Genomic DNA, 20467 nt, shown 5'->3' on the forward strand with positions numbered 1-20467 from the left:
CAACAGGCCCGCACCGTCCCCCGGCGCGGGCCTTTTCCTTCCGCGCGGGCCCGGCCCGTCACGCCCCGCCGGGGAACCCCGCCGCCGCCATCCGGCGCAGCCGCGCCTGCCGGTGCCGGTAGAACACCCGCGCGAAGCCCGCCACCAGCGGCGTCAGCCACCCCGCCTCGATGCGGATGGCGTCGGTGTAGCGGCTGCCGTCGCCCTCGGGCAGCACGGTGATGCGGTGGTCCCAGACCCGCGCCAGCCCGCCATGCCCCGCGTCGTGGAGCGCGAAGCCGCCCGGCGGGGGCGCGGGGAAACTGACCGAGATGACCTGCCGGCCCAGCGGCAGCACGCCGAACAGCCGCATCGTGACCAGATGGTCGCCGGCGGCCCAGACCTCGGGAAAGCGCGGCGGATCGACCGGCCGGATCTCCAGCAGCGGGCGCGACACCTGCACCAGCGTCGCGGGGCGGCGCAGCGCGGCCGCCACCGCGGCGGGCGGCGCGGCGAGGTGCGTGGCGAGGCGGAGGTCGGCCATGGCGTCCCCGAACCGATGCTGGACGGAGGCCGCCAGCCTAGCGCGGCGCGGCCGGGCCCGTCCAGCGGCGGCGCGGGCCGTCAGGGGGCGCGGCGGAGCGCGATCACGGCGTTGAAGCCGCCGAAGGCGAAGGCGTTGGACAGGCAGGCCTCGACCCTCGCCTCGCGGGCCACGTTCGGCACCACGTCCAGCGCGCATTCGGGGTCGGGTTCCTCGTAGCCGATCGTCGGCGCGATGATCCCGTCGCGCAGCGCCATGATGCAGGCGAGCAGTTCCACCGCTCCGGTGCCGCCGATCAGGTGGCCGTGCATCGACTTGGTGGACGAGATCATCAGGTCGTCGGCGTGGTGGCCGAAGGCATCGGCCACGGCCGCGCATTCCACCTTGTCGTTGGCCGCCGTCCCGGTGCCGTGGGCGTTGATGTAGCACACGTCCGAGGGGTTCAGCCGGGCGTCCTTGAGCGCGCCCGAGATGGTGCGCGCGGCGCCCTGTTTCGACGGCATCACGATGTCGGCCGCGTCCGAGGTCATGGCGAAGCCCACCACCTCGGCAAGGATGTCGGCCCCGCGTTTCTTCGCGTGCTCGTATTCCTCGAAGATGAACACCGCCGCGCCCTCGCCCTGCACCATCCCGTTGCGGTTGGCGCTGAAGGGGCGGCAGGCGTCCTTGGACATGACGCGCAGCCCCTCCCAGGCCTTGACGCCGCCGAAGGACAGCATCGCCTCGGAGCCGCCCGTGACCATCACGTCGGCCGCGCCGCCGCGGATCAGCTGGAAGGCGAGGCCCATGGCGTGGTTCGAGGACGCGCAGGCGGTGGCGACGGAGAAGGACGGCCCTTTGAGGTTCCACTCCATCGACACGTGGCTGGCCGCCGCGTTGTTCATCAGCTTCGGCACGACGAAGGGATGGACGCGGTTCTTCCCCTCCTCGTAGACGGTGCGGTAATTCTCGTCCCAGGTGTTCACGCCGCCGCCCGCGGTGCCCAGCACCACGCCCGAGCGCACCGACAGCTCGCCCGCGAAGGTCAGGCCCGAGGCGTCCAGCGCCTGGTGCGCGGCGATCAGCGTGAACTGGGTGAAGCGGTCGTAGAGCGCGATCTGCTGGCGGTTGAACAGCGCCTCGGGGTCGTAGTTCTTGACCTGCCCGCCTATCCTGACGCTCAGCCGGTCGAGGTCGCGCAGCTCCAGCTCGGCGATGCCGCAGCGGCCCTCGCGCATCGCCTCGAGCGTCTGCGGCACGTCATGCCCCAGCGCGTTGATCGTGCCCTGCCCGGTGATGACGACGCGGCGCATGGGGGCTCAGGCGCCCTTCTGCTCGGCCACCAGCGCCTCGACCGCCGCGATGATGGCGGCGACCGACGAGATGTCGAACTCGCTCGCCTCGGGCTCGTTGGCGTTGAAGGGGACCTGGATGTCGAAGGCTTCCTCGATGGCGAAGATCGACTCGACGAGGCCGAGGCTGTCGATGCCGAGATCCTCCAGCGTGGCCTCGGGCGCCACGTCGCCGGGCTCCAGCACCGCCTGCTCGGCGATGATCGCGATCACCTTGTCCCTGACACTGTCGGCCATGGCCTCAACCCCGCTCTCGTTTGCCGGTCACTTACGGTGTGTTGACCCCGCGGGTCACTTACGGCGTCTCATCCGACTTGAAAACGGCTTTCTGCAGCTCCGCGACAGCCTGCGCCAGCCGCGGGAGGCGGCGGAGGCCCTTGTACATCTCGACCTGCGTTTCCATGCGCACGGCGGGGTAGCCCAGCAGCGCCCGGCCGGGCGGGACGGTCGACAGGATGATGGTCGAGGCCCCCGTCACCACGTCCGATCCGATCTCGAGATTGTCCGCCACGCCGGTCTGCCCGCCCAGCACCACGCGGTCGCCGACCTTGACCGACCCGGCGATGCCGACCTGCCCGCACAGCAGGCAGTCGCGCCCGATCCGGCAGTTGTGGCCGACATGGACCATGTTGTCGAGCTTGCTGCCGTCGCCGATCACGGTGTCGGCCACGGTGCCCCGGTCGACGGTGGCGTTCGCCCCGATCTCCACGTCGTGGCCGATGCGGACGGAGCCGAGCGAATGGATGCGGGTCCAGCTTTGCGGGGTCACGGCGGCGTCGGCGCGGCCGAGGCTGGCGCGGGTGCGTTCCACCTGGCTGGTCTCGGGGGTGACGAAGCTGAAGCCGTCGGCGCCGATCACGCAATTGGGGTGCAGGATAGCCCGGTCGCCGATCACCACCCGCGCACCGATGCGGGCGCCCTGCAGGATCAGCGCGTCGTCGCCCAGATGGGCGCCCTCGGCGATGGAGACATGGCTCGCGATCCGCGCCCGCGCGCCGATGCGCGCGCCGGGGCCGATCACCACGAAGGGGCCGATGGCCGCCCCGATGCCGACCTGCGCCGCAGGGTCGATCACCGCGGTCGGGTGGATGCCCGGCGCGATCTGCGGCCCCGGGTCCAGCGCGCGCGTCACGCCCGCCATGGCCAGCCGCGGGCGGGCGACGACCAGCGCGGCCCGCAGCCCCAGCGCCTGCCAGTCCATGCCGGCGCCAAGCACGGCGGCGCGGGCCTGCCCCTCGGCCAGCTGGTCGGCGTATTTCGGGCTCATCGCCATGGCGAGGTCGGCGGGGCCGGCGTGGCGCGGCTCGGCCACGCCCGTCACAACGAGGTCTGCGTCGCCCAGGGGCTCCACCCCGAGCGCCGCCGCGATGTCCCTGATGCTGTGGCCCGGCATGGCCGCCCCCCTTGAGATGCCTCTCGCGGGGGACAGCCTTAGCTGGATGCCTCGGGCATGACCACCCCGGCCTGCTGGATCGCGCGGCTGAGGATGGCGTTGCGCCCGTAGATGTCGGCCCGCGTCTGCAGGCGCCCGTCCGATTCCACCCAGGCCGTCCAGTAGACGAGGTGCACCGGGATGTAGGTCTCGAGGTCCACCTGCGTCTCGTTGCCCGTGGCCAGGATGCCCTGGAACAGCCCGACCGGGTCGTCGGTCTGGCGGGCGAGCAGGTGATAGGCGAACTCGTGCGGGTCGGCGAGGCGGATGCAGCCCGAGGAATAGGCCCGCACCTCGCGGTCCATCAGGTGCTGCTCGGGCGTGTCGTGCAGGTAGATGGCGTGGCGGTTGGGGAACATGAACTTGACCGTCCCCAGCGCGTTGCGCGGCCCCGGGGGCTGGCGCAGGTCGAAGGGGAAGTTCGACACGGTGTAGCGGCTCATGTCGACGCTGGCGGGGTTCACCGGCCGGCCGTTCGCCATTAGCTGCAGGTAGGTGCCGCCGCCCGCCAGGATGTTGGGGATGTAGCTGCGCATCGCGATCGAGCGCGGCACCCACCAGGACGGGTTGATGACCATGTGCTCCATCTCGTCCGAGAACTCGGGCGTCTGGCGGTCGCGGGCGCCGATCACCGAGCGGGTCTCGAAAGTGACCTCGCCGTCGTCGATCACGCGGGTGCGGAAATCGGTCAGGTTGACGAAGATCAGCCGGTCATGGACCTGCCCGTCGTTCAGCCAGCGGTGCCGCTCCATCGCCAGCACCACCTCGTTCCAGTGGTCCTCGACCGAGCGGTTCACCGCCGCGATGGTGTCGGCGCCGGCGATCCCGTCGGCCGAGATGCCGTTGCTGGCCTGGAAGGCGACCACGGCCGCCTGCAGCCGGCTGTCGTATTCCGCCGTGGCCGACCGCTCCAGGTAGCCCATCCGCATCAGCCGGTTGCGCAGCTGCACGACCGCGGGGCCGGTGTCGCCGGGGCGCAGGCTGCCGGCCTGCACGGTCGGGCCGTAGCCGCCGTTGGCCGCCAGCTCCTCCAGCTCGAACTTCATCCGCATCAGGCGGACGTAGCCCGGGCTCTGCGGCGGCAGGTCGGCCATGAAGCGGTGCGGGTTGCTGTCCAGGAACTCCGTCATCAGCGCGTAGGGGTCGCGGTGCGGCTGGTCCTGGAAGATGTCGGGGATGATCGCCGAGGGGTCGAGGAAGCCGCCGTGCACGTCCTGCGCGTATTGCAGGAAGATGCGGCTCGCCATCACGTCGGCCTGCCCGCGTGCCCAGGGGTTGGTCGCCGCGCGGAAGGCCGCGCGCAGCCCCTCGATGCCGTAGCTGGCCACCGGAAGGCCGTGGTTGCCCGCCTCCTCCAGCGCGCGGATCAGCGCGGCGCGGCGGTCGGCGGCCTCGGACACGGTCCAGACCGGCTCGAAATCGCGGTCGCGGTAGAAGGCCACCAGCGCCTCGTCTGCGGCCGCGGCCTCTGCGATGGACTGGCGCAGCGTCGAGAAGGCCTGCGCCTCGGCCGGGGCGGGGGCGACCAGCGTCACCGCGACGGGCGCCAGCGCGAGCGCGGCGGCCACGAGCGAGAGGCGGGCGATACGAAGGGGCATTTTGAAACGTCCTCGATCAGGCATGTCTGAAATTCGGGCACTCACGCGTCCGTGAGGCAGGGTGCGCGGGGAATCGCGCGCTGTCCATTCACATTTTCGCAAGTGTTTTCCGGTATCTTCCAGATCGCAACGGAGGTTTTGCCGCCCTGTTGCACCCGCGCCGCGGTGGTCGCACGGCCCCCGCCCCGCCCGCCGCGGCGCGGGATTTGGCCGGCGACGGCCGCCGCAAGCGGCGGAAATTCGCCGAAATCCGGGGCTTATGCACAAGGACGACAACGGCCTCTTCCAGATTTATGTCGTTTGTGTCATTCCTCACACAGCGCCTGTGGGGACAGCACGCACGACAAGGCTCCGGGAAACGGGGCCGCGGCTTGATGGAACGGGCAAGACATGGGGCAACCTGATCAATGACTGAAATGACGTTTTCGCGTCGTGCGCTTCTGCGCGCGTTCGCTGCGACTGCCGTGGCTGCGGCTCCCGTGATGGCAAATGCCACGGGCCTGCTGCGCGGCGCGGGCGATGTTCGCCGGATCCGCATGTACAACGGCCGCGCCGGCGAAAGCATCGACATGATCTACTGGATCGAGGGCGAATACATCGCCCCGGCGCTCGAGGAAATCACCTACTTCATGCGCGACTGGCGCAACGATGCCGTCCACAGCATCGACGCCCGCACCATTGACATCCTGACGGCCGCCCACGGCCTGCTGGACACCTCCGAGCCCTACATGCTCCTGTCGGGCTACCGCAGCCCCGAAACCAACGCCATGCTGCGCAGCCGGTCCTCCGGCGTCGCGCGCAACTCGCTGCACATGCAGGGCGAGGCCGCCGATGTCCGCGTCACCTCGCGCTCGGTCGGGCAGGTGTTCGAGGCCGCCCGCGCCTGCAACGCCGGCGGTGTCGGCCGCTACTCGCGCTCGAACTTCGTGCACATGGATTGCGGCCCGGTCCGCACCTGGGGCGGCTGACACAGGCCCTGCCCCGGCACACCCCCTTTCAGGCGCCCCGCGATGCCCCCGCGGGGCGCTTTTTCGTGAACGGCGCAGGGTTGGACAGGGCAAGGCCCCGGCCCCATATTGTGCGGCACGAGACGAAGCAGGATATCCCATGACCCGCTATTTCAAGGACCCCGACGCGATTGCCCGGCTGACGCCCGAGCAGTATCGCGTGACCCAGGCCTCGGGCACCGAGCGGCCCGGCACCGGGACCTACCTCTACAATAAGGAACCCGGCATCTACGTCGACATCGTGTCGGGCGAGCCGCTGTTCGCGTCGTCGGACAAGTATGAGTCCGGCTGCGGCTGGCCGAGCTTCACCAAGCCGATCGAGCCCGCCAACGTCGCCGAGCTGCGCGACCTCAGCCACGGCATGATCCGCACCGAGGTGCGCTCGGCCCATGGCGACAGCCACCTCGGCCACGTGTTCCCCGATGGCCCCCGCGACCGCGGCGGCCTGCGCTACTGCATCAATTCCGCGGCGCTCCGCTTCGTCCACCGCGACGACATGGAGGCCGAGGGCTACGGCGCCTATCTCGACCAGGTGGAGGATATCGCATGAGCATCGAACGGGCCGTTCTGGCCGGCGGCTGTTTCTGGGGAATGCAGGAGCTGATCCGGCACAAGCCCGGCGTGGTGGGCACCCGCGTGGGCTACACCGGCGGCGACGTGCCGAACGCGACCTACCGCAACCACGGCACCCATGCCGAGGGGATCGAGATCCTGTTCGACCCCGCGGTCATCAGCTACCGCGAGATCCTGGAGTTCTTCTTCCAGATCCACGACCCGACCACGCGGAACCGGCAGGGCAACGACATCGGCATGTCCTACCGCTCAGCGATCTACTACGTGGACGAGGCGCAGAAGGCCTGCGCGCTGGACACGATCGCCGACGTGGAGGCCTCGGGCCTCTGGCCGGGCAAGGTCGTGACCGAGGTGGAGCCGGTCGGCCCCTTCTGGGAGGCCGAGCCCGAGCACCAGGATTACCTGCAGCGCTTCCCCAACGGCTACACCTGCCACTACCCGCGGAAGGGCTGGGTCCTGCCCCGGCGGACCGCGGCCGAGTGATCTGATCGGCCGGGAGACCAACGAAAAAGGCCGGGCGCGATGCCCGGCCTTTCCAATTCGGGGGCCCGAGGCGTCAGCGGTGCTCGGACAGGCTGCGGAAGCCCATGCGCTCGAAGATGCGCGGGTGGCCGGTCATCACCGAGCGCTTGGTCGGCGCCGACACCGACCGCGCCGAGGTCAGGATCAGCTTGCCGCCCGGCATCACGTGCGACTTGCGCGGCTTGGAGCTGAGCAGCGGCCGCGGCCAGAAGCCCTGCGACATGTAGCGGTTGCGCAGCACCTTGAGCTTGTAGTCGCGGCGGCGCGAGAAGGTCGGCCAGCCGAACACGCCCGAGAAGGTCCAGTTCGCCCAGCCCGAGCCGACATAGTCGTCGCGCGTCATCATCAGCGGGTGGTTCTCGAGGATGCGCGGCGTGTGCATGTCGAGATCCGCTTCCTCGCGGATGTACTCGCTGCCGTTGGCGCCGCTTACCGCGATCGCCGGCTCGCTGTCGGCGGCCATCATCGCCACGCGCGCGGCCCCGAAGGGCGTGAAGGGCGCGCGGCAGACGAACACCGCCTGCCCGTCCTTCATCGCGCGCAGGTAGGCCGCCGCGGTGCCTTCGCCGAGGCGGGCCTTGGCCAGCGCCTTGGCGTCCGCGCTGGTCACGATGGACAGCGTGCTGTCGGGAAAGCCCTCCGCGCGCAGCTGGTCCGCGACGCGGGTGGCGGTGTCGACCGAGTCATAAAGCCGTGAGACGACCGTCGTCATGGGGCTCTCCTCCGATGGGCCGCGCCTCGCGCGGGCTGGGGTCACTGGGTGCAGCGGTCAGATCCGGTCGATCCTGTCTGCGACTATAGCTCATGGTCTGGGAAAGTCGTGCCTGTTTGCGCCTGACCGCCACGAGGACGACCAGCGCCGCGACGAGGAGCGCAAGCTCCAGGCCGAAGACGGGGGTATAGGGGGCCTCGGGGCGGAACGCCTCGGACCCGGGCAGCGCCACGACGAGGTCGCGTATGATGCCGCCGAGCGCGACCGCGATGCCTGCCGCCGTGGCCTGCACCGCGCCCCAGGCGCCGAGCGCGAGGCCCACCTGCGCCCGCGGCGCCGCGCGCATCGTGGCCGTCAGCGTGCCGTGCCCGAACAGGCCCGCGCCGAGGCCCGCCAGTGCCGTGCCGATCACGAACATCGGCGGCTCGCCCAGCGGCCCGGCCGCGATGATGAGCGCGAAGGCCGGCACGCCGATCAGGGTGCCCCACCAGGCCACCTGCTCGGGCGCGGCCCCGTCGAGCAGCACCTTGGAGGCGACGGCGAAGCCGATCAGGCTGCCGCCCGCCAGCACCGCGGTCAGCCGCGTGGTCACCGCGACCGACAGGTCCAGCACCTGCCCGCCGTAGGGTTCCAGCAGCACGTCGGCCATGCCGAAGCCCATGGTGCCGAGCGCGATGACGACCAGCAGGCCCACCGCCGTGCGGCCCTTCACGAACAGCCGCCAGGCGTCGATGAACTCGGGGTGGGTCTCCACCCGGCTGGCGCGGGCGCGGTCGCGGGGTTCCTGCTTCCACAGGGCGAGGATGTTCAGCGCCACGGTCACGACGGCCGCCCCCTGCACCACCTGCACCAGCTTGCCCGGCGCGTAGGGGTCGAGAAGCCAGCCGAACACCAGCGCCGACACGATCATGCCGACCAGCAGCATGACATACATGAGGCCCACGACCTTGGGCTGGTCCTCGACCTCGACGAGATCGGTGGCCAGCGCGAGGCCCACGGTCTGCACCGTGTGCACGCCGGCGCCGACCAGCAGGAACGCCAGCGCCGCCGAGGCCTGCCCGATCCAGGCCGGCGCATGGGCCGCCTGCTCGAAGCCCGACAGCACCAGCAGCGCGAAGGGCATGATCGCGAAGCCGCCGAACTGCAGCATCGTGCCCTTCCAGATGTAGGGCACGCGCCGCCAGCCGAGCGCGGATCTGTGGATGTCGGAGCGGTAGCCGATGAAGGCGCGGAAGGGCGCGAACAGGAGCGGCAGGGAAATCATCACCGCGACCAGCGTCGCGGGCACGCCGAGTTCCACGATCATCACGCGGTTCAGCGTGCCGACCAGCAGCACCAGCGCCATGCCCACGGTCACCTGGAACAGCGACAGCCGCAGCAGGCGCGACAGCGGCACCGCCTCGGTGGCGACGTCGGCGAAGGGCAGGAAGCGCGGCGCGATGCCCTGGATCTTGCGAAGCGCGGTGTCACGCAGGCCGGTCATGGGATCTGGTCTATCTGGCGTCCGGGCGCGCGGCCGCGGGGGCTGCGCGGGGTCGGACCGGGGGCGCACGGAACGCGCCGCCTCCGGCCCGGTTCTCACGGTCGTTCGTCACTGGCCCGGCCCCTATTGCCGGAGCGCGGCCTGCGTCAGGTCGTCCACCACCAGCGTGGCGGTGCGGCCGTCGGGCAGGATGACCCGCAGCGACTGGGTGCCGTCGGCATTGGCCTCGATGTACGTCGGCAGCGCGCCGGCGGCATCGGCCGAGGCCGGCAGCACCGGCTGTTCGGTCTGCAGCGACGCCGAGCCCTCGGCCCCGCCCCCGGTGACGTAGGGGCCGTACCACGAGCCCACACCGGCACCGATCACCGACAGGTGCACGGCGAGCGAGGTCACGGCCACGGCGCCGAGGAACAGGGGCACGCCCACCGTCGGTTTCACCACGAGCCACATTTTCGCGTTGTTCATGCTGTCGTCTCCTCAGCCGAGCCACGGCGTGGCAACCGCCACGAGCACATGGGCCAGAAGCGCGATCGCGCCGAACACGCGGGTGCCGTCGATGAGGTAGCTGTGTACCTCCTCGGCTTCTTTCAGGGTCAGGCCCGTCGGCCAGACCTTATCGGGATCGTCGGACATCCTCCGCCCCTCCTTTCTCCGGTTTGCACACGGCGGGCGGGATGCCACGCCACTCAGGACACCGCCCGCCCACGGACAGACAGGAGGTGCCCCAGGGACAGAGTGTCACGCAAACTTGACATTTTCAACTGTAAATCGGAACGACCGGCGGGCGGGGGCAACGCCATAATTTCCCTGTGAAATAGGGCGCCCGCCCAACCCTGGGTTGTCAGATTTTCCTGACACATCGCCTCTGCCACGATTCGACGCCGCCGGGCGTCAGAGCGCCCGCGCCCGGCACTGCGGGCGCAGCCGGTCCATCGTCGCGCGGTCGCACAGCGCGGTCGCGGGGGTGGTGACGGCGGCGCTGGCGGCGGCGCAGCCGTCCTGCAGCACCTCGGGCAAGGTCGCCCCGCGGGCCAGCGCCATCACCGCCGCCGCGACGAAGCTGTCGCCCGCCCCGGTGCGCGAGACCACGGGCACATCGGCCACCGGCGCGGTCCAGCACCCCTCGGCCGCGGCCAGCACCGAGCCCTCTGCGCCGCGGGCCACGATCACCACCCCGGCGGCCCCGCGGGCGACGAGACCGGCGGCAAAGGCCGCGCTGTCGGCGGGGCCGGGTAGCGGATGGCCGGCCAGCGCCTCGGCCTCCTCGCGGTTCATGCGCAGGGCGGCCAGCCCGGCCCGGCCTTCGGCCAGCGCGGTCAGCCCCTCGCCCGAGGTGTCGGCCACCACCCGCGCCCCCTGCCCCGCCAGCGCGCGCGCAAGGTCGCACAGCGCGTCGGGCGCCATCCCCGGCGGCAGCGAGCCCGACAGCACGACCCAGTCGCCGGGCGCCACGGCGGCGCGCAGGGCCGCCGCCATGGCCTCGACATCGGCCGGCGCCCAGGACGGCCCGGGCAGGATGAAGCGGAACTGCTGGCCGGTGGCCAGGTCGCGCACCGCGAGGTTGTGGCGCACGACGCCCGGCGCCGGCAGCCGGCCCACCGGCACCTCGAGCGCGTCGAGCATGGCCGCAAGCTCGGCCCCGGGCACGCCCCCCGCCGCCACCAGCGCGGTCGCCGCGCCGCCCAGCTGGTGGATCGCGCGGGCGACGTTGATGCCGCCCCCGCCCGGGTCGCGGCTGGGCTCGGCGCAGCGCAGCTTCTCGCCCGGACGGACGGCCTCGGTCACCGTCTCCAGGTCGATGGCAGGGTTCAGCGTGACGGTCAGGATCGCCATGCGCGGAGTAAGTCAGAGAAGGGGTCGACGCTCAAGGGCGGCGCCGGGGTCGCGGCGCGCGGGATGGCACATGGCCGGGCCCGGCGCAGAGGCGGCCCGAGGGGTGGGTTTCATGCTGGGGGGCTGGCGCACCCGACAGGATTCGAACCTGTGACCTCTGCCTTCGGAGGGCAGCGCTCTATCCAGCTGAGCTACGGGTGCGTTGCCCGCGCGGTATAGCCGTGCACCCCGGCCCCCGCAACGGGAAATGCTGGGTCACTCGGCGGCGCTGGCCTCGGCGGTGCGGGCGGCCTCCAGCTCGGCGGCCTTGCGTTCCACCTGCTCGACGATATGGTCGATCATCTTGTCGTTCGACAGCTTGTGGCTCTGCTTGCCGGCCAGGTAGACCATCCCCGACCCCGCGCCGCCGCCGGTGAAGCCCACGTCGGTCAGCAGCGCCTCGCCCGGCCCGTTCACCACGCAGCCGATGATCGACAGGGACATCGGCGTCTTGATGTGCTCCAGCCGCTTTTCCAGCGCCTCCACCGTCTTGATGACGTCGAAGCCCTGCCGCGCGCAGGACGGGCAGGAGATGATGTTCACGCCGCGGTGGCGCAGGCCCAGCGACTTGAGGATCTCGAAGCCGACCTTCACCTCCTCGACCGGATCGGCGGACAGCGACACCCGGATCGTGTCGCCGATGCCCATCCACAACAGGTTGCCGAGGCCGATGGCCGACTTGATCGTGCCCGACATGAGCCCACCCGCCTCGGTGATGCCGAGGTGGATCGGCGCCTCGGTCGCCTCGGCCAGCCCCTGGTAGGCGGCAGCGGCCAGGAACACGTCGGAGGCCTTGCAGCTGATCTTGAACTCGAAGAAGTCGTTGTCCTCGAGGATGCGGATGTGGTCGAGGCCGCTCTCGATCATCGCCTCGGGGCAGGGTTCGCCGTATTTCTCCAGCAGGTGCTTTTCCAGCGACCCGGCATTAACCCCGATGCGGATGGAACAGCCGTGGTCGCGGGCGGCCTTGATGACCTCCTTCACCCGCGTCTGGTCGCCGATGTTGCCGGGGTTGATCCGCAGGCAGGCGGCGCCCGCCTCGGCGCTCTCGATGGCGCGCTTGTAGTGGAAATGGATGTCCGCGACGATCGGCACGGGGCTTTCGCGCACGATCTCCTTCAGCGCGCGGGAACTGGCCTCATCGGGGACCGAGACGCGGACGATGTCGGCGCCGGCCTCCGCGCAGCGCTGGATCTGCGCGACGGTGGCCGCCACGTCGGTCGTCAGCGTGTTGGTCATGGTCTGCACGCTGATCGGCGCGTCGCCCCCGACCGGCACCGGGCCGACATGGATCTTGCGGCTGTTGCGGCGCGCGATGGAGCGCCAGGGGCGGACGGGGTTGTGGGACATGGGGGCCTTCTCGGTCGTCGCGGAGCGTTCGCGGGCAGGATAGACCTGTCAGGCGCGCTGGACAACGGGGCCCTGCGCCCCTGCGCTAGTCGGTCCCGTCGGACAGCACCAGTTCCGCCACCTCGGGCAGGTCCGGGTCGGCGGCTGCGTCGGCCATGGCATAGCCCGTCGTGATCGCGTCGGCCGACAGTTCCACGTCGCGGGCGATGGTGGCGCCGGGGCCGGCGGGGCCGAAGGTGACGCCGTTCACCACGAAATAGACCGAACCCGCGTTGCCCGAGCGCAGCCGCGGCGCGACCTCGGCATCGGCCACGGTGTAGCTGTCGCCGCGGTTCAGCGTGCCCTCGAACAGCGTCGCGCCCGAGGCCGAGGTGACGCGGATCCAGGACGGCCGCACCGCGAAGATCACCAGGTCGTCGCTGCGCGCCTCGGTGACCTGCACGGTGGCGGCGGCCGGGGCCTCCTCGGTCGGCTGGGCGCCGGGGGCGACGCCGGCCAGTTGCCGGGGCGCGGCGCGGTCGGGCGCGCTCTCGAAGCCGCCCAGCGTGCCGACCTCGTCGGGGTCGAGGGTGGCCAGCGCCCCGTCGCGCGGGGTCAGCACCGGGGCCTCCAGCGCCTCGGGGCGGTAGAGCCGCTCGAGCCGGTCGGAGCTGGGCATGGCGATGTCGAAGTCCTGCGCCACGTCGAAGGCGCCCTCGGTCGCGCCGGCCAGCGGGTCGAGCTGCGCCAGCGGCACCGGCGCCTCGTCGACCGGGGCGATCTGCAGGCGCTGGATGTCGTGCAGCACCGCCCAAGCGCCGTAGCCGAGGCCGACGACCAGCGCGATCAGCACCGCCGCCGAGCCGAGCGCGCCCGGCTCGATCCCCGAGAAGAAGCTTTCGCGCGAGGGGGCGAAGCTGATGCGCGCGCCCTGGATCACCTCGTTGGGGTCGAGCCGCCGGGGCGCCTCGCCCATGCTGCGCTTGGCGGCCTGGGCCTGCTGCCCGCTGCCGCCATGCACGCCCTGGAACCCGGTCTCGGCGCAGAAGCGGCGGAAGGTCCAGTCGGGGTCGATGCCGAGGTAGCGCGCGTAGGACCGCACGTAGCCCGCGATGAAGCCGGGGCTGGCGAAGGCGCCCACGTCGCCGTTCTCGATCGCGGCGATGTAGGCGGCGCGGATCTTGAGTTCGCGTTCGACGTCGAGAAGGGATTTGCCGAGCGTCGCGCGCTCGCCGCGCATCAGGTCGCCCAGGGGCACGTCGGTGACGTCGTATCCGTCGAAGGCGCCCGGCGCGGCAGCCGAGAGGCCGCCGTCGGCGTTGACCTCTCCCGTAAACTGGCCGTGGTCCTGGACCATCGAGCGCCTGCCCCTCATGCGGCTGCGCCTGGAACCCCACGATCTAGTGGTTCGGCAGCAACCATTAACGAGATGTTACCCCAACACGGAGTGATTCCCCAAACCCTCCGTCGCTTGGTCCCGCTTACCATGGCGGCCGGGGCGGTTGCACCCGCAGAAATCGTCAGGCGGACATCTCGGCACGATTCAGCGCACAGTGGCTCCAGAGCGCATCCATCGCGCGCACCAGCGCGTCGATCGCCTTGGGATCGTGCACCGGCGAGGGGGTGAAGCGCAGCCGCTCGGTGCCGCGCGGCACGGTGGGAAAGTTGATCGGCTGCACGTAGATGCCGAACTCCGACAACAGCATGTCCGAGATCTTCTTGGTGTGCACCGGGTCGCCCACGATCACCGGCACGATGTGCGACCCGTGGTCGATGATCGGCAGGCCGAGGCCCTTGAGCCGCAGCTTCAGCACCGCGGCGCGTTCCTGGTGCAGGTCGCGCAGGGCCTGGTCGGTCTTGAGGTGCCGCACGCTGGCGGCCGCCCCCGCGGCCACCGCCGGCGGGATCGAGGTGGTGAAGATGAAGCCCGGCGCGTAGCTGCGGACCGCGTCGCACATCTTCGCGCTGGCCGCGATGTAGCCGCCCATCACGCCGAAGGCCTTGCCCAGCGTGCCGTTGATGATGTCGATGCGGTGCGCGAGGCCCAGCTTCTCGGCCACGCCGCCGCCGCGGGGGCCGTACATGCCGACCGCGTGCACCTCGTCGAGATAGGTCAGCGCGCCGAATTCCTCGGCCAGCGCCACGATCTCGGCGATCGGGCCGAAATCGCCGTCCATCGAGTAGACGGATTCGAACGCGATCAGCTTCGGCGCGGCCGGGTCGTCGGCGGCCAGAAGCTCGCGCAGGTGCGCCACGTCGTTGTGGCGGAAGATGCGCTTGGCGCCGCCGTTGCGGCGCACGCCCTCGATCATCGAGGCGTGGTTCAACGCGTCGGAATAGATGATGAGGCCCGGGAACAGCTTGGGCAGGGTCGACAGCGTGGCGTCGTTGGCGATGTAGGCCGAGGTGAAGACCAGCGCCGCCTCCTTGCCGTGCAGGTCGGCCAGCTCGGCCTCGAGCCGCTTGTGGTAGACGGTGGTGCCCGAGATGTTGCGCGTGCCGCCCGAGCCCGCGCCGGTGGCGTCCAGCGCCTCGTGCATCGCGGCCAGCACCACCGGGTGCTGCCCCATCCCGAGGTAGTCGTTGCCGCACCAGACGGTGATGTCCTTCTGGCTGCCGTCGGGGCGGGTCCAGACGGCATGGGGGAACTGGCCCTTCCGGCGCTCGATGTCGATGAAGGTCCGGTAGCGGCCTTCCTCGTGCAGGCGGTTGATCGCGGCGTCGAGCGCGGTGTCGTAATTCACTGGCTGTCTCCCCTTCCCCGTCGCCCCGATGGCGGGGCCTCGGCTGTCAAGACGCTGGCGTTCCTGTGTCTCCGGGCGGACATAGGCGGGACCGGCGCAGGGGCCAAGTTACAAATTGCCGCGCGCGGAACATTGACCTGAGTCAAGCCGGCGGGGCGGCGGTCAGCCCTCGACCACGGCCCGGCAGTCGGGCGCGCCGCAGGCGGCGACGGCGGCCTCGCGGTCGGCGCCGATGCCCCATTGCCCGGTGGACGGGCTGATCGCCATGGCGCGCGCGCGCCGCGGCAGGGCGCGGTAGTCGCCGCGCAGCGCCGCGGTGGCCTCGGCCGACAGCTGCAGCGGGCGGCCGGGCTGCCAGCCCTCGGGCCGGATGACCAGCACCACCACGCAGCCCTCGCCGCAGGCGGCGAGCGCGGCGGCGCGGGCGTTGTCCTCGTCGTGGTAGTTGGCGGCGAGCGCGCTGCGGTCCGAGGCCAGCCCCGAGCCCGGGTGGATCGCCATGGCGGCATAGTAGGGCTGCGGCTGGATGCGGTTGATCTGGTCCAGCGTGGCCAGGTCCTCGGGCGTCAGGCTTTCGTGCGGGATCACCTCCCACGCGATCGCGCCGCGCTCGGCAAAGACGAGGTCGCGCGCCTCGCGCAAGCCCGGCAGCTCCTGCGCCGCGGCGGGCGCCGCCAGACCCAGTGCCAGCGCCAGCGCGCTCCAGACCTGCCTTGCCGTTCCCTGTTGCATCGGGTGTCCCTTCCCTGCCGGCGGTTGCCGCCGCCCTGATTACAGCCGGCGGCGGCGGCCGGCAACCGCTGGACATTCCGGCGCGGCCGGGGTCAACCTCGCGCCGAACCCCATTTTCGAACCCGGGAGACCCCCATGTCGCTGGACGCCGTCCTCGCCCGCATCGACGCCGACCTTGAGGCCGCCACCGGGCGGTTGTTCGAGCTCTTGCGCATCCCCTCGATCTCGACCGACCCGGCCTTTGCCGGCGACGTGCGCCGCGCGGCGGAATGGTTGCGCGACGACCTCGCCGCGATGGGCTTCGCCGCCGAGGTCCACGACACGCCCGGCCACCCGATGGTGGTGGGGCACATGGACGGGCCGGGGCCGCACCTCCTGTTCTACGGGCACTACGACGTGCAGCCGGTCGACCCGCTGTCGCTGTGGGACCGCGACCCGTTCGACCCCGAAATCCAGGACACACCGAAGGGCCGCGTCATCCGCGGCCGCGGGGCGGCGGACGACAAGGGGCAGCTGATGACCTTCCTCGAGGCCTGCCGGGCGATCCTGGCGGTCGAGGGCGCCCTGCCCTGCAAGGTGACGGTGTTCCTGGAGGGCGAGGAGGAATCGGGCTCGCCCTCCCTGGTGCCCTACCTGAAGGAGCGGGGGGAGGCGCTGAAGGCCGACCTCGCGCTGATCTGCGACACCGGGCTGTTCTCGGACGACGTGCCGGCGATCGTGACCCAGCTGCGCGGGCTGCTCGGCGAGGAGCTGACGATCACCGGGCCTCGGATCGACCTGCATTCGGGCAGCTACGGCGGCATGGCGATGAACCCGATCCGGGTGCTGTCGCGGATCCTCGGCAACCTGCACGACGCCGACGGGCGGGTTCAGGTGCCGGGCTTCTACGACGACGTGGAGGAGCTGGCCCCCGAGCTGAAGGCGCAGTGGGACGGGCTGGGCTTCGACGAAGCCGCGTTCCTGGGCGAGGTGGGCCTGTCGGTGCCGTCGGGCGAGGCGGGCCGGACCGGGCTGGAGCGGCTCTGGTCGCGGCCGACGGCCGAGGTCAACGGCATCTGGGGCGGCTACACCGGCGCGGGCTTCAAGACGGTGCTGCCGTCGAAGGCGTCGGCCAAGGTGTCGTTCCGGCTGGTGGCGAAGCAGGACCCGCTGAAGCTGCGGGAGGCGTTCCGGGCCTGGGTGCGGGCGCAGCTGCCCGCCGACTGCACGGTCGAGTTCCACGGCCACGGCGCGAGCCCGGCGAGCCGGATGGACATTTCCCACCCGGCCTTCGAGATCGCGCGCCGCGCGCTGTCGCAGGAATGGCCCGGCGAGGCGGCGTTTACCGGCGCCGGCGGGTCGATCCCCGTGGCGGGGTATTTCAAGGAGATCCTGGGCATGGATTCGATGCTGGCCGGCTTCGGCAAGGACGACGACGCGATCCACAGCCCGAACGAGAAGTACGATTTGTCGAGCTTTCATCGCGGGATGAGGGCCTGGGCGCGGGTGCTCGACGGGGTCGCGCAAGGCTGAGCAGGGGTTGCGCCGGCTTCGCCGTCGCCGGGGGGCGCGCCGCTGGCGCGGCGCGGGCCTCTGGCGGTCGTCCTGCCCCATCCCGGCGGGGTGCCGCGTGGCCGGCCGGGCTTGCGTATTTGGGGAAAGATGAAGGGGGCGGTCAGGCCGGGGCGGCGGCGGCGGGGCGCCGGGCGGGGCCGCGCCAGAAGCGGGTCATCATGAGGCCGGCGGCGGCGGCGAGGCCGACGACGAGGCCGGCCCAGATGCCCGGCCCCTCGAAGCCCAGCGGGAAGCCGATGACCCAGGCCGCGGGCAGGCCGAGGCCCCAGTAGGCGACGACCGCGTAGAGCATCGGCACGCGGGTGTCCTGCACGCCGCGCAGGAGCCCGAGCGCCATCACCTGGCCCGCATCGGCCAGCTGGAAGAAGGCGGCGACGACGAGGAGGCTGGCACCGAGGGCGATGATCTCGGGGCGGAGCGGGTCGGCGGGATCGACGAAGAGGCCGACGAGGAGGCCGGGCACCAGGAGGAAGGCTGCGATGGTCAGCGCCACCATGGCGCCCGACAGAATCAGCGCGGCCGCGGCGGCGAGGCGCAGGTTGGCGATGTCGCGCGTGCCCCAGGCGCGGCCGGCGCGGACCGTGGCGGCCTGGCTGAGGCCGATGTGGACCATGAAGGTGGCCGAGCAGATCTGCAGCGCGATGCCGTGGGCGGCGAGCGGGTTGGGCCCGAGCCAGCCCATCATCACCATGGTCGCCATGAACAGCCCCGATTCCGACAGGAGCGTCAGGGCGATCGGCCAGCCGAGGCGGAAGACGGCGCCCATCGCCTCCCAGTCGGGGTTCCAGAAGCGGGCAAACAGCGTGTCCTGCCGCAGGTCCGGGTGCAGGGCCGCATAGAGCGCCAGCACCCCGGTGATCAGCAGGTAGGTGCCGAGCGAGGCCAGCGCCGCGCCGGCGACGCCCATCTCGGGCGCGCCGAGGTTGCCGAAGATCAGCACCCAGTTGAGGCCCGCGTTCAGAACCGCGCCCGCCATGGTCGCCCAGAGCACCACGCGGGGTTTCTCCAGCGCCGAGAGGTGGCTGCGGAACACCGTCATCAGGACCGCGGGCGCGATGCCGAAGCCCGCGATGCGCAGGTAGGTCTGGCCGAGCGCCGCGACGGCCGGGTCCTGCCCCAGCGCCAGCAGGATCGCGCCCGACCACCAGAACAGCGGCAGCGCCAGCGCCGAGAAGCCGAGCCCGATCCAGAGCCCCATCCGTGTGACCCGCCGCACCTGCCGCCGGTCGCCGTTGGCCGCGGCGGCCGCGACCATGGGCATGACGGCCAGGCCGAAGCCCATGCCGAGGATCAGGATGACGTGGAAATAGCTGCCCCCCAGCGCCACGGCGGCCAGCTCCTCGACCCCGTACCAGCCCATCATCACCGTGTCGGTCAGGGTGATCGCGGTCTGTGCCAGCATCCCCCCGATCAGCGGCGTGCCGAGGGTGAGCGTGGCGCGGAGATGGCTGGCGAGCGTGGTCATGACCCCCCTGCCCTTAGACCCGGGCCGACGCCCCGGCAAGCCGCGTCAGAGGGCGGCGAGCGCGAGCTCGGTGGCGAGCACGGCGACCAGCGCGCCGACCGCGATCTCGAGCGCGGGCTGGGCGCGGGCGAGCACGGCGCTGTCGGACAGCCCGGCCAGCGCGCCCCGGCGCAGCGTGACAGCGGCCAGCGCCACCGCGACGGTGACCGCGGCGGTGCCCATCGCCATGGCGAGGGTGCCCGCGACGCCGACGGCAAAGATGCCCATCTGCGCGGTCAGGATCAGCACGAAGAGCGCCCCGGTGCAGGGCCGGATCGCCACCGCGCCGACCAGCACCGCGATGTCGCGCCAGCCGGTCGCCCGCGCCAGCGCGGCGGGGTCGGGGCCATGGGCGTGGCCGCAGGCGTGGTCGTGATCGTGGTCGTGTGTGTGCGCCGGCGCGGCGCGGAGCCGCCACAGGGCCCGCGCGCCGCGGGCGACCAGCCACAGACCGATCAGCGCGATGGCGCCGAAGCTGAGCGGCGCGAGCCAGCGGTCGGCGAGGTCGGTCATCTGCGCGCGCCCGAGCTGCCAGAGCCACAGCCCCGCCCCCACCAGCGCCACCGCCGTGGCGCCCTGGGCGAGGCTGGAGACCACCGCCACCGCCGACAGCCGCAGCGCGCCGACGGACCGCGCCGCGCCGTAGCCGCCGATCAGGAGCTTACCGTGCCCCGGCCCGACCGCGTGGAACACGCCGTAGCCGAAGCACACCGCGAGGAACCCCGCCAGCGCCGCGGGCTCGCCGGCCTGCAGCGCGCGCAGCCCGCGGGCCATCGCGCCCTGCGCGTCGCGTTGCCCGTCGAGCGCCCAGGCCTCCAGCACCCGGTCCGCCCCGCTCCAGTAGAGGAGCGCCAGCCCGGCGATCACCGCAAGGCTCAGCGCCGCGATCAGCCGGGACATGCGATCACCGCCCGGTCGGCGAACAGCGCGCCGACCGCCGGGAAGTTGTCCTCGGCGGCCACGGCGCCGCCGATCTCCTCCAGCGCGGCCTCGAGGCCGGCGTAGGCCGCGTCGAGATCGGCGCGGATCAGGTCGGTCGCGCAGTCGGGGGCGCCCGCCACGCCGATGGGCAGGATCATCTCGAAGGCGACGTAGAACTCGGGGTCGTAGACCTGCGCCTCGATGGCAGCGCCCGGGGCAGCGCCGGCGACGGGGCGGCGGTGGGTGGTCTCGATCTGCCCGGTGTCCAGCATCCGCAGCGACACCGGCTCGGGCGGCCCCAGCGCCAGCTCGGCCCCATCCTGCCGGAGCACCAGCCCGCCCTCGAACCCGTCCGACCAGTTCAGGTCGAAGCCGAGCGTCCCGGCCACCTCGGCCTCGGTCAGCTGCAGGTCGTAGTCGGCGTCGAGCCCGTAATCCTGCGCGAGAATCATCGAGTAGAGCTCGTCGTAGCGCCAGGTGACCTCGACCGCGACGACCCGGCCGGCGGCGTCGCGCAGCAGTTGCAGCCCCGCGTCGACGAAGATGTGCGGATGCGCGCCCGCCGGGGCGGCGGCCAGCGCGGTCAGCAGGGCAAGGGCGGCGGGGCGCAGCATGGCGCCGTGATAGGGC

The 20467-nt window shown here is 71.8% G+C and carries 21 protein-coding genes and 1 tRNA gene; 4 read left to right on the forward strand and 18 right to left on the reverse strand.

Going from position 1 to position 20467, the window contains the following annotated elements:
• Positions 1 to 58: 58 nt before the first annotated feature.
• The 5 genes from HCU73_RS16545 to HCU73_RS16565 form a co-directional block, all read right to left on the reverse strand.
• Positions 59 to 523, reverse strand: coding sequence for a hypothetical protein (locus tag HCU73_RS16545; RefSeq protein ID WP_168624587.1), 465 nt, complete (start codon positions 521 to 523; stop codon positions 59 to 61).
• A gap of 80 nt (positions 524 to 603) precedes the next feature.
• A complete protein-coding gene (locus HCU73_RS16550) occupies positions 604 to 1815 on the reverse strand; it encodes a beta-ketoacyl-[acyl-carrier-protein] synthase family protein (protein ID WP_168624588.1) in 1212 nt (403 codons plus the stop codon).
• Positions 1816 to 1821: 6 nt separating this feature from the next.
• Positions 1822 to 2091 (reverse strand): acyl carrier protein, encoded by a 270-nt coding sequence (locus HCU73_RS16555; RefSeq protein ID WP_168624589.1) that lies wholly within the window; start codon positions 2089 to 2091, stop codon positions 1822 to 1824.
• Positions 2092 to 2149: 58 nt separating this feature from the next.
• Entirely contained in the window at positions 2150 to 3247 is a 1098-nt protein-coding gene (gene lpxD, locus HCU73_RS16560; protein WP_168624590.1) for a UDP-3-O-(3-hydroxymyristoyl)glucosamine N-acyltransferase, read from the reverse strand.
• Positions 3248 to 3285: 38 nt separating this feature from the next.
• Positions 3286 to 4884 carry a L,D-transpeptidase family protein gene (locus HCU73_RS16565; RefSeq protein WP_168624591.1) on the reverse strand — a complete coding sequence of 533 codons (1599 nt, stop codon included), beginning with the start codon at positions 4882 to 4884 and terminating at the stop codon, positions 3286 to 3288.
• A gap of 407 nt (positions 4885 to 5291) precedes the next feature.
• On the opposite strand from HCU73_RS16565, the gene mepK reads away from it, so the two are divergent.
• The 3 genes from mepK (at position 5292) to msrA (ending at position 6947) form a co-directional block, all read left to right on the forward strand.
• Positions 5292 to 5852, forward strand: a complete 561-nt coding sequence (gene mepK, locus HCU73_RS16570; RefSeq protein WP_168624592.1) for a peptidoglycan L,D-endopeptidase MepK — start codon at positions 5292 to 5294, stop codon at positions 5850 to 5852.
• Between the two features lie 139 nt (positions 5853 to 5991).
• Positions 5992 to 6441, forward strand: a complete 450-nt coding sequence (gene msrB, locus HCU73_RS16575; protein ID WP_168624593.1) for a peptide-methionine (R)-S-oxide reductase MsrB — start codon at positions 5992 to 5994, stop codon at positions 6439 to 6441.
• Positions 6438 to 6947 carry a peptide-methionine (S)-S-oxide reductase MsrA gene (gene msrA / locus HCU73_RS16580; RefSeq protein WP_168624594.1) on the forward strand — a complete coding sequence of 170 codons (510 nt, stop codon included), beginning with the start codon at positions 6438 to 6440 and terminating at the stop codon, positions 6945 to 6947. Before msrB ends, msrA begins: the two co-directional genes overlap by 4 nt.
• Positions 6948 to 7020: 73 nt before the next feature.
• Here the strand turns inward: msrA and HCU73_RS16585 are convergent, their stop codons facing one another.
• The 10 genes from HCU73_RS16585 to HCU73_RS16630 all read right to left on the reverse strand — a co-directional run bounded on the left by HCU73_RS16585 (position 7021) and on the right by HCU73_RS16630 (position 15858).
• Positions 7021 to 7698 (reverse strand): hypothetical protein, encoded by a 678-nt coding sequence (locus HCU73_RS16585; protein ID WP_168624595.1) that lies wholly within the window; start codon positions 7696 to 7698, stop codon positions 7021 to 7023.
• Positions 7670 to 9181: a PucC family protein gene (locus tag HCU73_RS16590; protein WP_168624596.1), complete on the reverse strand. Its 1512-nt coding sequence runs from the start codon at positions 9179 to 9181 to the stop codon at positions 7670 to 7672. The genes HCU73_RS16585 and HCU73_RS16590 overlap by 29 nt, the downstream gene beginning before the upstream one ends.
• Before the next feature lie 123 nt (positions 9182 to 9304).
• Positions 9305 to 9646 carry a light-harvesting protein gene (locus HCU73_RS16595; protein WP_168624597.1) on the reverse strand — a complete coding sequence of 114 codons (342 nt, stop codon included), beginning with the start codon at positions 9644 to 9646 and terminating at the stop codon, positions 9305 to 9307.
• A gap of 12 nt (positions 9647 to 9658) precedes the next feature.
• Positions 9659 to 9814: a light-harvesting antenna LH1, beta subunit gene (gene pufB, locus HCU73_RS16600; RefSeq protein ID WP_168624598.1), complete on the reverse strand. Its 156-nt coding sequence runs from the start codon at positions 9812 to 9814 to the stop codon at positions 9659 to 9661.
• A gap of 258 nt (positions 9815 to 10072) precedes the next feature.
• Positions 10073 to 11014, reverse strand: a complete 942-nt coding sequence (locus tag HCU73_RS16605) for a 1-phosphofructokinase family hexose kinase (RefSeq protein WP_168624599.1) — start codon at positions 11012 to 11014, stop codon at positions 10073 to 10075.
• 124 nt (positions 11015 to 11138) lie between these two features.
• Positions 11139 to 11215: transfer RNA gene (locus HCU73_RS16610), tRNA-Arg, on the reverse strand.
• 54 nt (positions 11216 to 11269) lie between these two features.
• Positions 11270 to 12403, reverse strand: coding sequence for a flavodoxin-dependent (E)-4-hydroxy-3-methylbut-2-enyl-diphosphate synthase (ispG, locus tag HCU73_RS16615; RefSeq protein ID WP_168624600.1), 1134 nt, complete (start codon positions 12401 to 12403; stop codon positions 11270 to 11272).
• Between the two features lie 85 nt (positions 12404 to 12488).
• Positions 12489 to 13757, reverse strand: a complete 1269-nt coding sequence (locus HCU73_RS16620; RefSeq protein WP_239025608.1) for a helix-turn-helix domain-containing protein — start codon at positions 13755 to 13757, stop codon at positions 12489 to 12491.
• A gap of 145 nt (positions 13758 to 13902) precedes the next feature.
• Complete coding sequence (hemA, locus tag HCU73_RS16625) at positions 13903 to 15126, reverse strand: 5-aminolevulinate synthase (RefSeq protein ID WP_168624601.1); 1224 nt, start codon at positions 15124 to 15126, stop codon at positions 13903 to 13905.
• Between the two features lie 162 nt (positions 15127 to 15288).
• Positions 15289 to 15858: a 5-aminolevulic acid synthase gene (locus tag HCU73_RS16630; RefSeq protein ID WP_168624602.1), complete on the reverse strand. Its 570-nt coding sequence runs from the start codon at positions 15856 to 15858 to the stop codon at positions 15289 to 15291.
• Positions 15859 to 15993: 135 nt separating this feature from the next.
• Here HCU73_RS16630 and HCU73_RS16635 point away from each other — a divergent pair, with 135 nt between their 5' ends.
• Positions 15994 to 17370: a M20/M25/M40 family metallo-hydrolase gene (locus HCU73_RS16635; RefSeq protein WP_168624603.1), complete on the forward strand. Its 1377-nt coding sequence runs from the start codon at positions 15994 to 15996 to the stop codon at positions 17368 to 17370.
• Positions 17371 to 17512: 142 nt separating this feature from the next.
• Here HCU73_RS16635 and HCU73_RS16640 read toward each other — a convergent pair whose 3' ends face one another.
• Genes HCU73_RS16640 through HCU73_RS16650 form a run of 3 tightly spaced genes read right to left on the reverse strand, consistent with a single transcriptional unit; the run spans position 17513 to position 20451 of the window.
• A complete protein-coding gene (locus HCU73_RS16640) occupies positions 17513 to 18877 on the reverse strand; it encodes an MATE family efflux transporter (RefSeq protein WP_168624604.1) in 1365 nt (454 codons plus the stop codon).
• 45 nt (positions 18878 to 18922) lie between these two features.
• Entirely contained in the window at positions 18923 to 19816 is an 894-nt protein-coding gene (locus tag HCU73_RS16645) for a nickel/cobalt transporter (protein WP_168624605.1), read from the reverse strand.
• Positions 19804 to 20451: a DUF1007 family protein gene (locus tag HCU73_RS16650; protein WP_168624606.1), complete on the reverse strand. Its 648-nt coding sequence runs from the start codon at positions 20449 to 20451 to the stop codon at positions 19804 to 19806. Before HCU73_RS16650 ends, HCU73_RS16645 begins: the two co-directional genes overlap by 13 nt.
• Positions 20452 to 20467 lie beyond the last annotated feature (16 nt).

It is taken from the genome of Roseicyclus persicicus, from assembly GCF_012395815.1.
Taxonomy (GTDB): Bacteria; Pseudomonadota; Alphaproteobacteria; order Rhodobacterales; family Rhodobacteraceae; genus Roseicyclus; species Roseicyclus persicicus.

Bases quoted from the DNA above. Each gene is read 5' to 3' on its own strand.
- HCU73_RS16590 (WP_168624596.1), bottom strand. From the start codon at position 9,181: ATGACCGGCCTGCGTGACACCGCGCTTCGCAAGATCCAGGGCATCGCG.
- lpxD (WP_168624590.1), bottom strand. From the start codon at position 3,247: ATGCCGGGCCACAGCATCAGGGACATCGCGGCGGCGCTCGGGGTGGAG.
- HCU73_RS16640 (WP_168624604.1), bottom strand. From the start codon at position 18,877: ATGACCACGCTCGCCAGCCATCTCCGCGCCACGCTCACCCTCGGCACG.
- HCU73_RS16550 (WP_168624588.1), bottom strand. From the start codon at position 1,815: ATGCGCCGCGTCGTCATCACCGGGCAGGGCACGATCAACGCGCTGGGG.
- HCU73_RS16635 (WP_168624603.1), top strand. From the start codon at position 15,994: ATGTCGCTGGACGCCGTCCTCGCCCGCATCGACGCCGACCTTGAGGCC.
- mepK (WP_168624592.1), top strand. From the start codon at position 5,292: ATGACTGAAATGACGTTTTCGCGTCGTGCGCTTCTGCGCGCGTTCGCT.
- pufB (WP_168624598.1), bottom strand. From the start codon at position 9,814: ATGTCCGACGATCCCGATAAGGTCTGGCCGACGGGCCTGACCCTGAAA.
- HCU73_RS16630 (WP_168624602.1), bottom strand. From the start codon at position 15,858: ATGCAACAGGGAACGGCAAGGCAGGTCTGGAGCGCGCTGGCGCTGGCA.
- HCU73_RS16545 (WP_168624587.1), bottom strand. From the start codon at position 523: ATGGCCGACCTCCGCCTCGCCACGCACCTCGCCGCGCCGCCCGCCGCG.
- HCU73_RS16555 (WP_168624589.1), bottom strand. From the start codon at position 2,091: ATGGCCGACAGTGTCAGGGACAAGGTGATCGCGATCATCGCCGAGCAG.
- HCU73_RS16645 (WP_168624605.1), bottom strand. From the start codon at position 19,816: ATGTCCCGGCTGATCGCGGCGCTGAGCCTTGCGGTGATCGCCGGGCTG.
- HCU73_RS16585 (WP_168624595.1), bottom strand. From the start codon at position 7,698: ATGACGACGGTCGTCTCACGGCTTTATGACTCGGTCGACACCGCCACC.
- msrA (WP_168624594.1), top strand. From the start codon at position 6,438: ATGAGCATCGAACGGGCCGTTCTGGCCGGCGGCTGTTTCTGGGGAATG.
- HCU73_RS16620 (WP_239025608.1), bottom strand. From the start codon at position 13,757: ATGAGGGGCAGGCGCTCGATGGTCCAGGACCACGGCCAGTTTACGGGA.
- ispG (WP_168624600.1), bottom strand. From the start codon at position 12,403: ATGTCCCACAACCCCGTCCGCCCCTGGCGCTCCATCGCGCGCCGCAAC.
- HCU73_RS16650 (WP_168624606.1), bottom strand. From the start codon at position 20,451: ATGCTGCGCCCCGCCGCCCTTGCCCTGCTGACCGCGCTGGCCGCCGCC.
- HCU73_RS16605 (WP_168624599.1), bottom strand. From the start codon at position 11,014: ATGGCGATCCTGACCGTCACGCTGAACCCTGCCATCGACCTGGAGACG.
- HCU73_RS16565 (WP_168624591.1), bottom strand. From the start codon at position 4,884: ATGCCCCTTCGTATCGCCCGCCTCTCGCTCGTGGCCGCCGCGCTCGCG.
- HCU73_RS16595 (WP_168624597.1), bottom strand. From the start codon at position 9,646: ATGAACAACGCGAAAATGTGGCTCGTGGTGAAACCGACGGTGGGCGTG.
- msrB (WP_168624593.1), top strand. From the start codon at position 5,992: ATGACCCGCTATTTCAAGGACCCCGACGCGATTGCCCGGCTGACGCCC.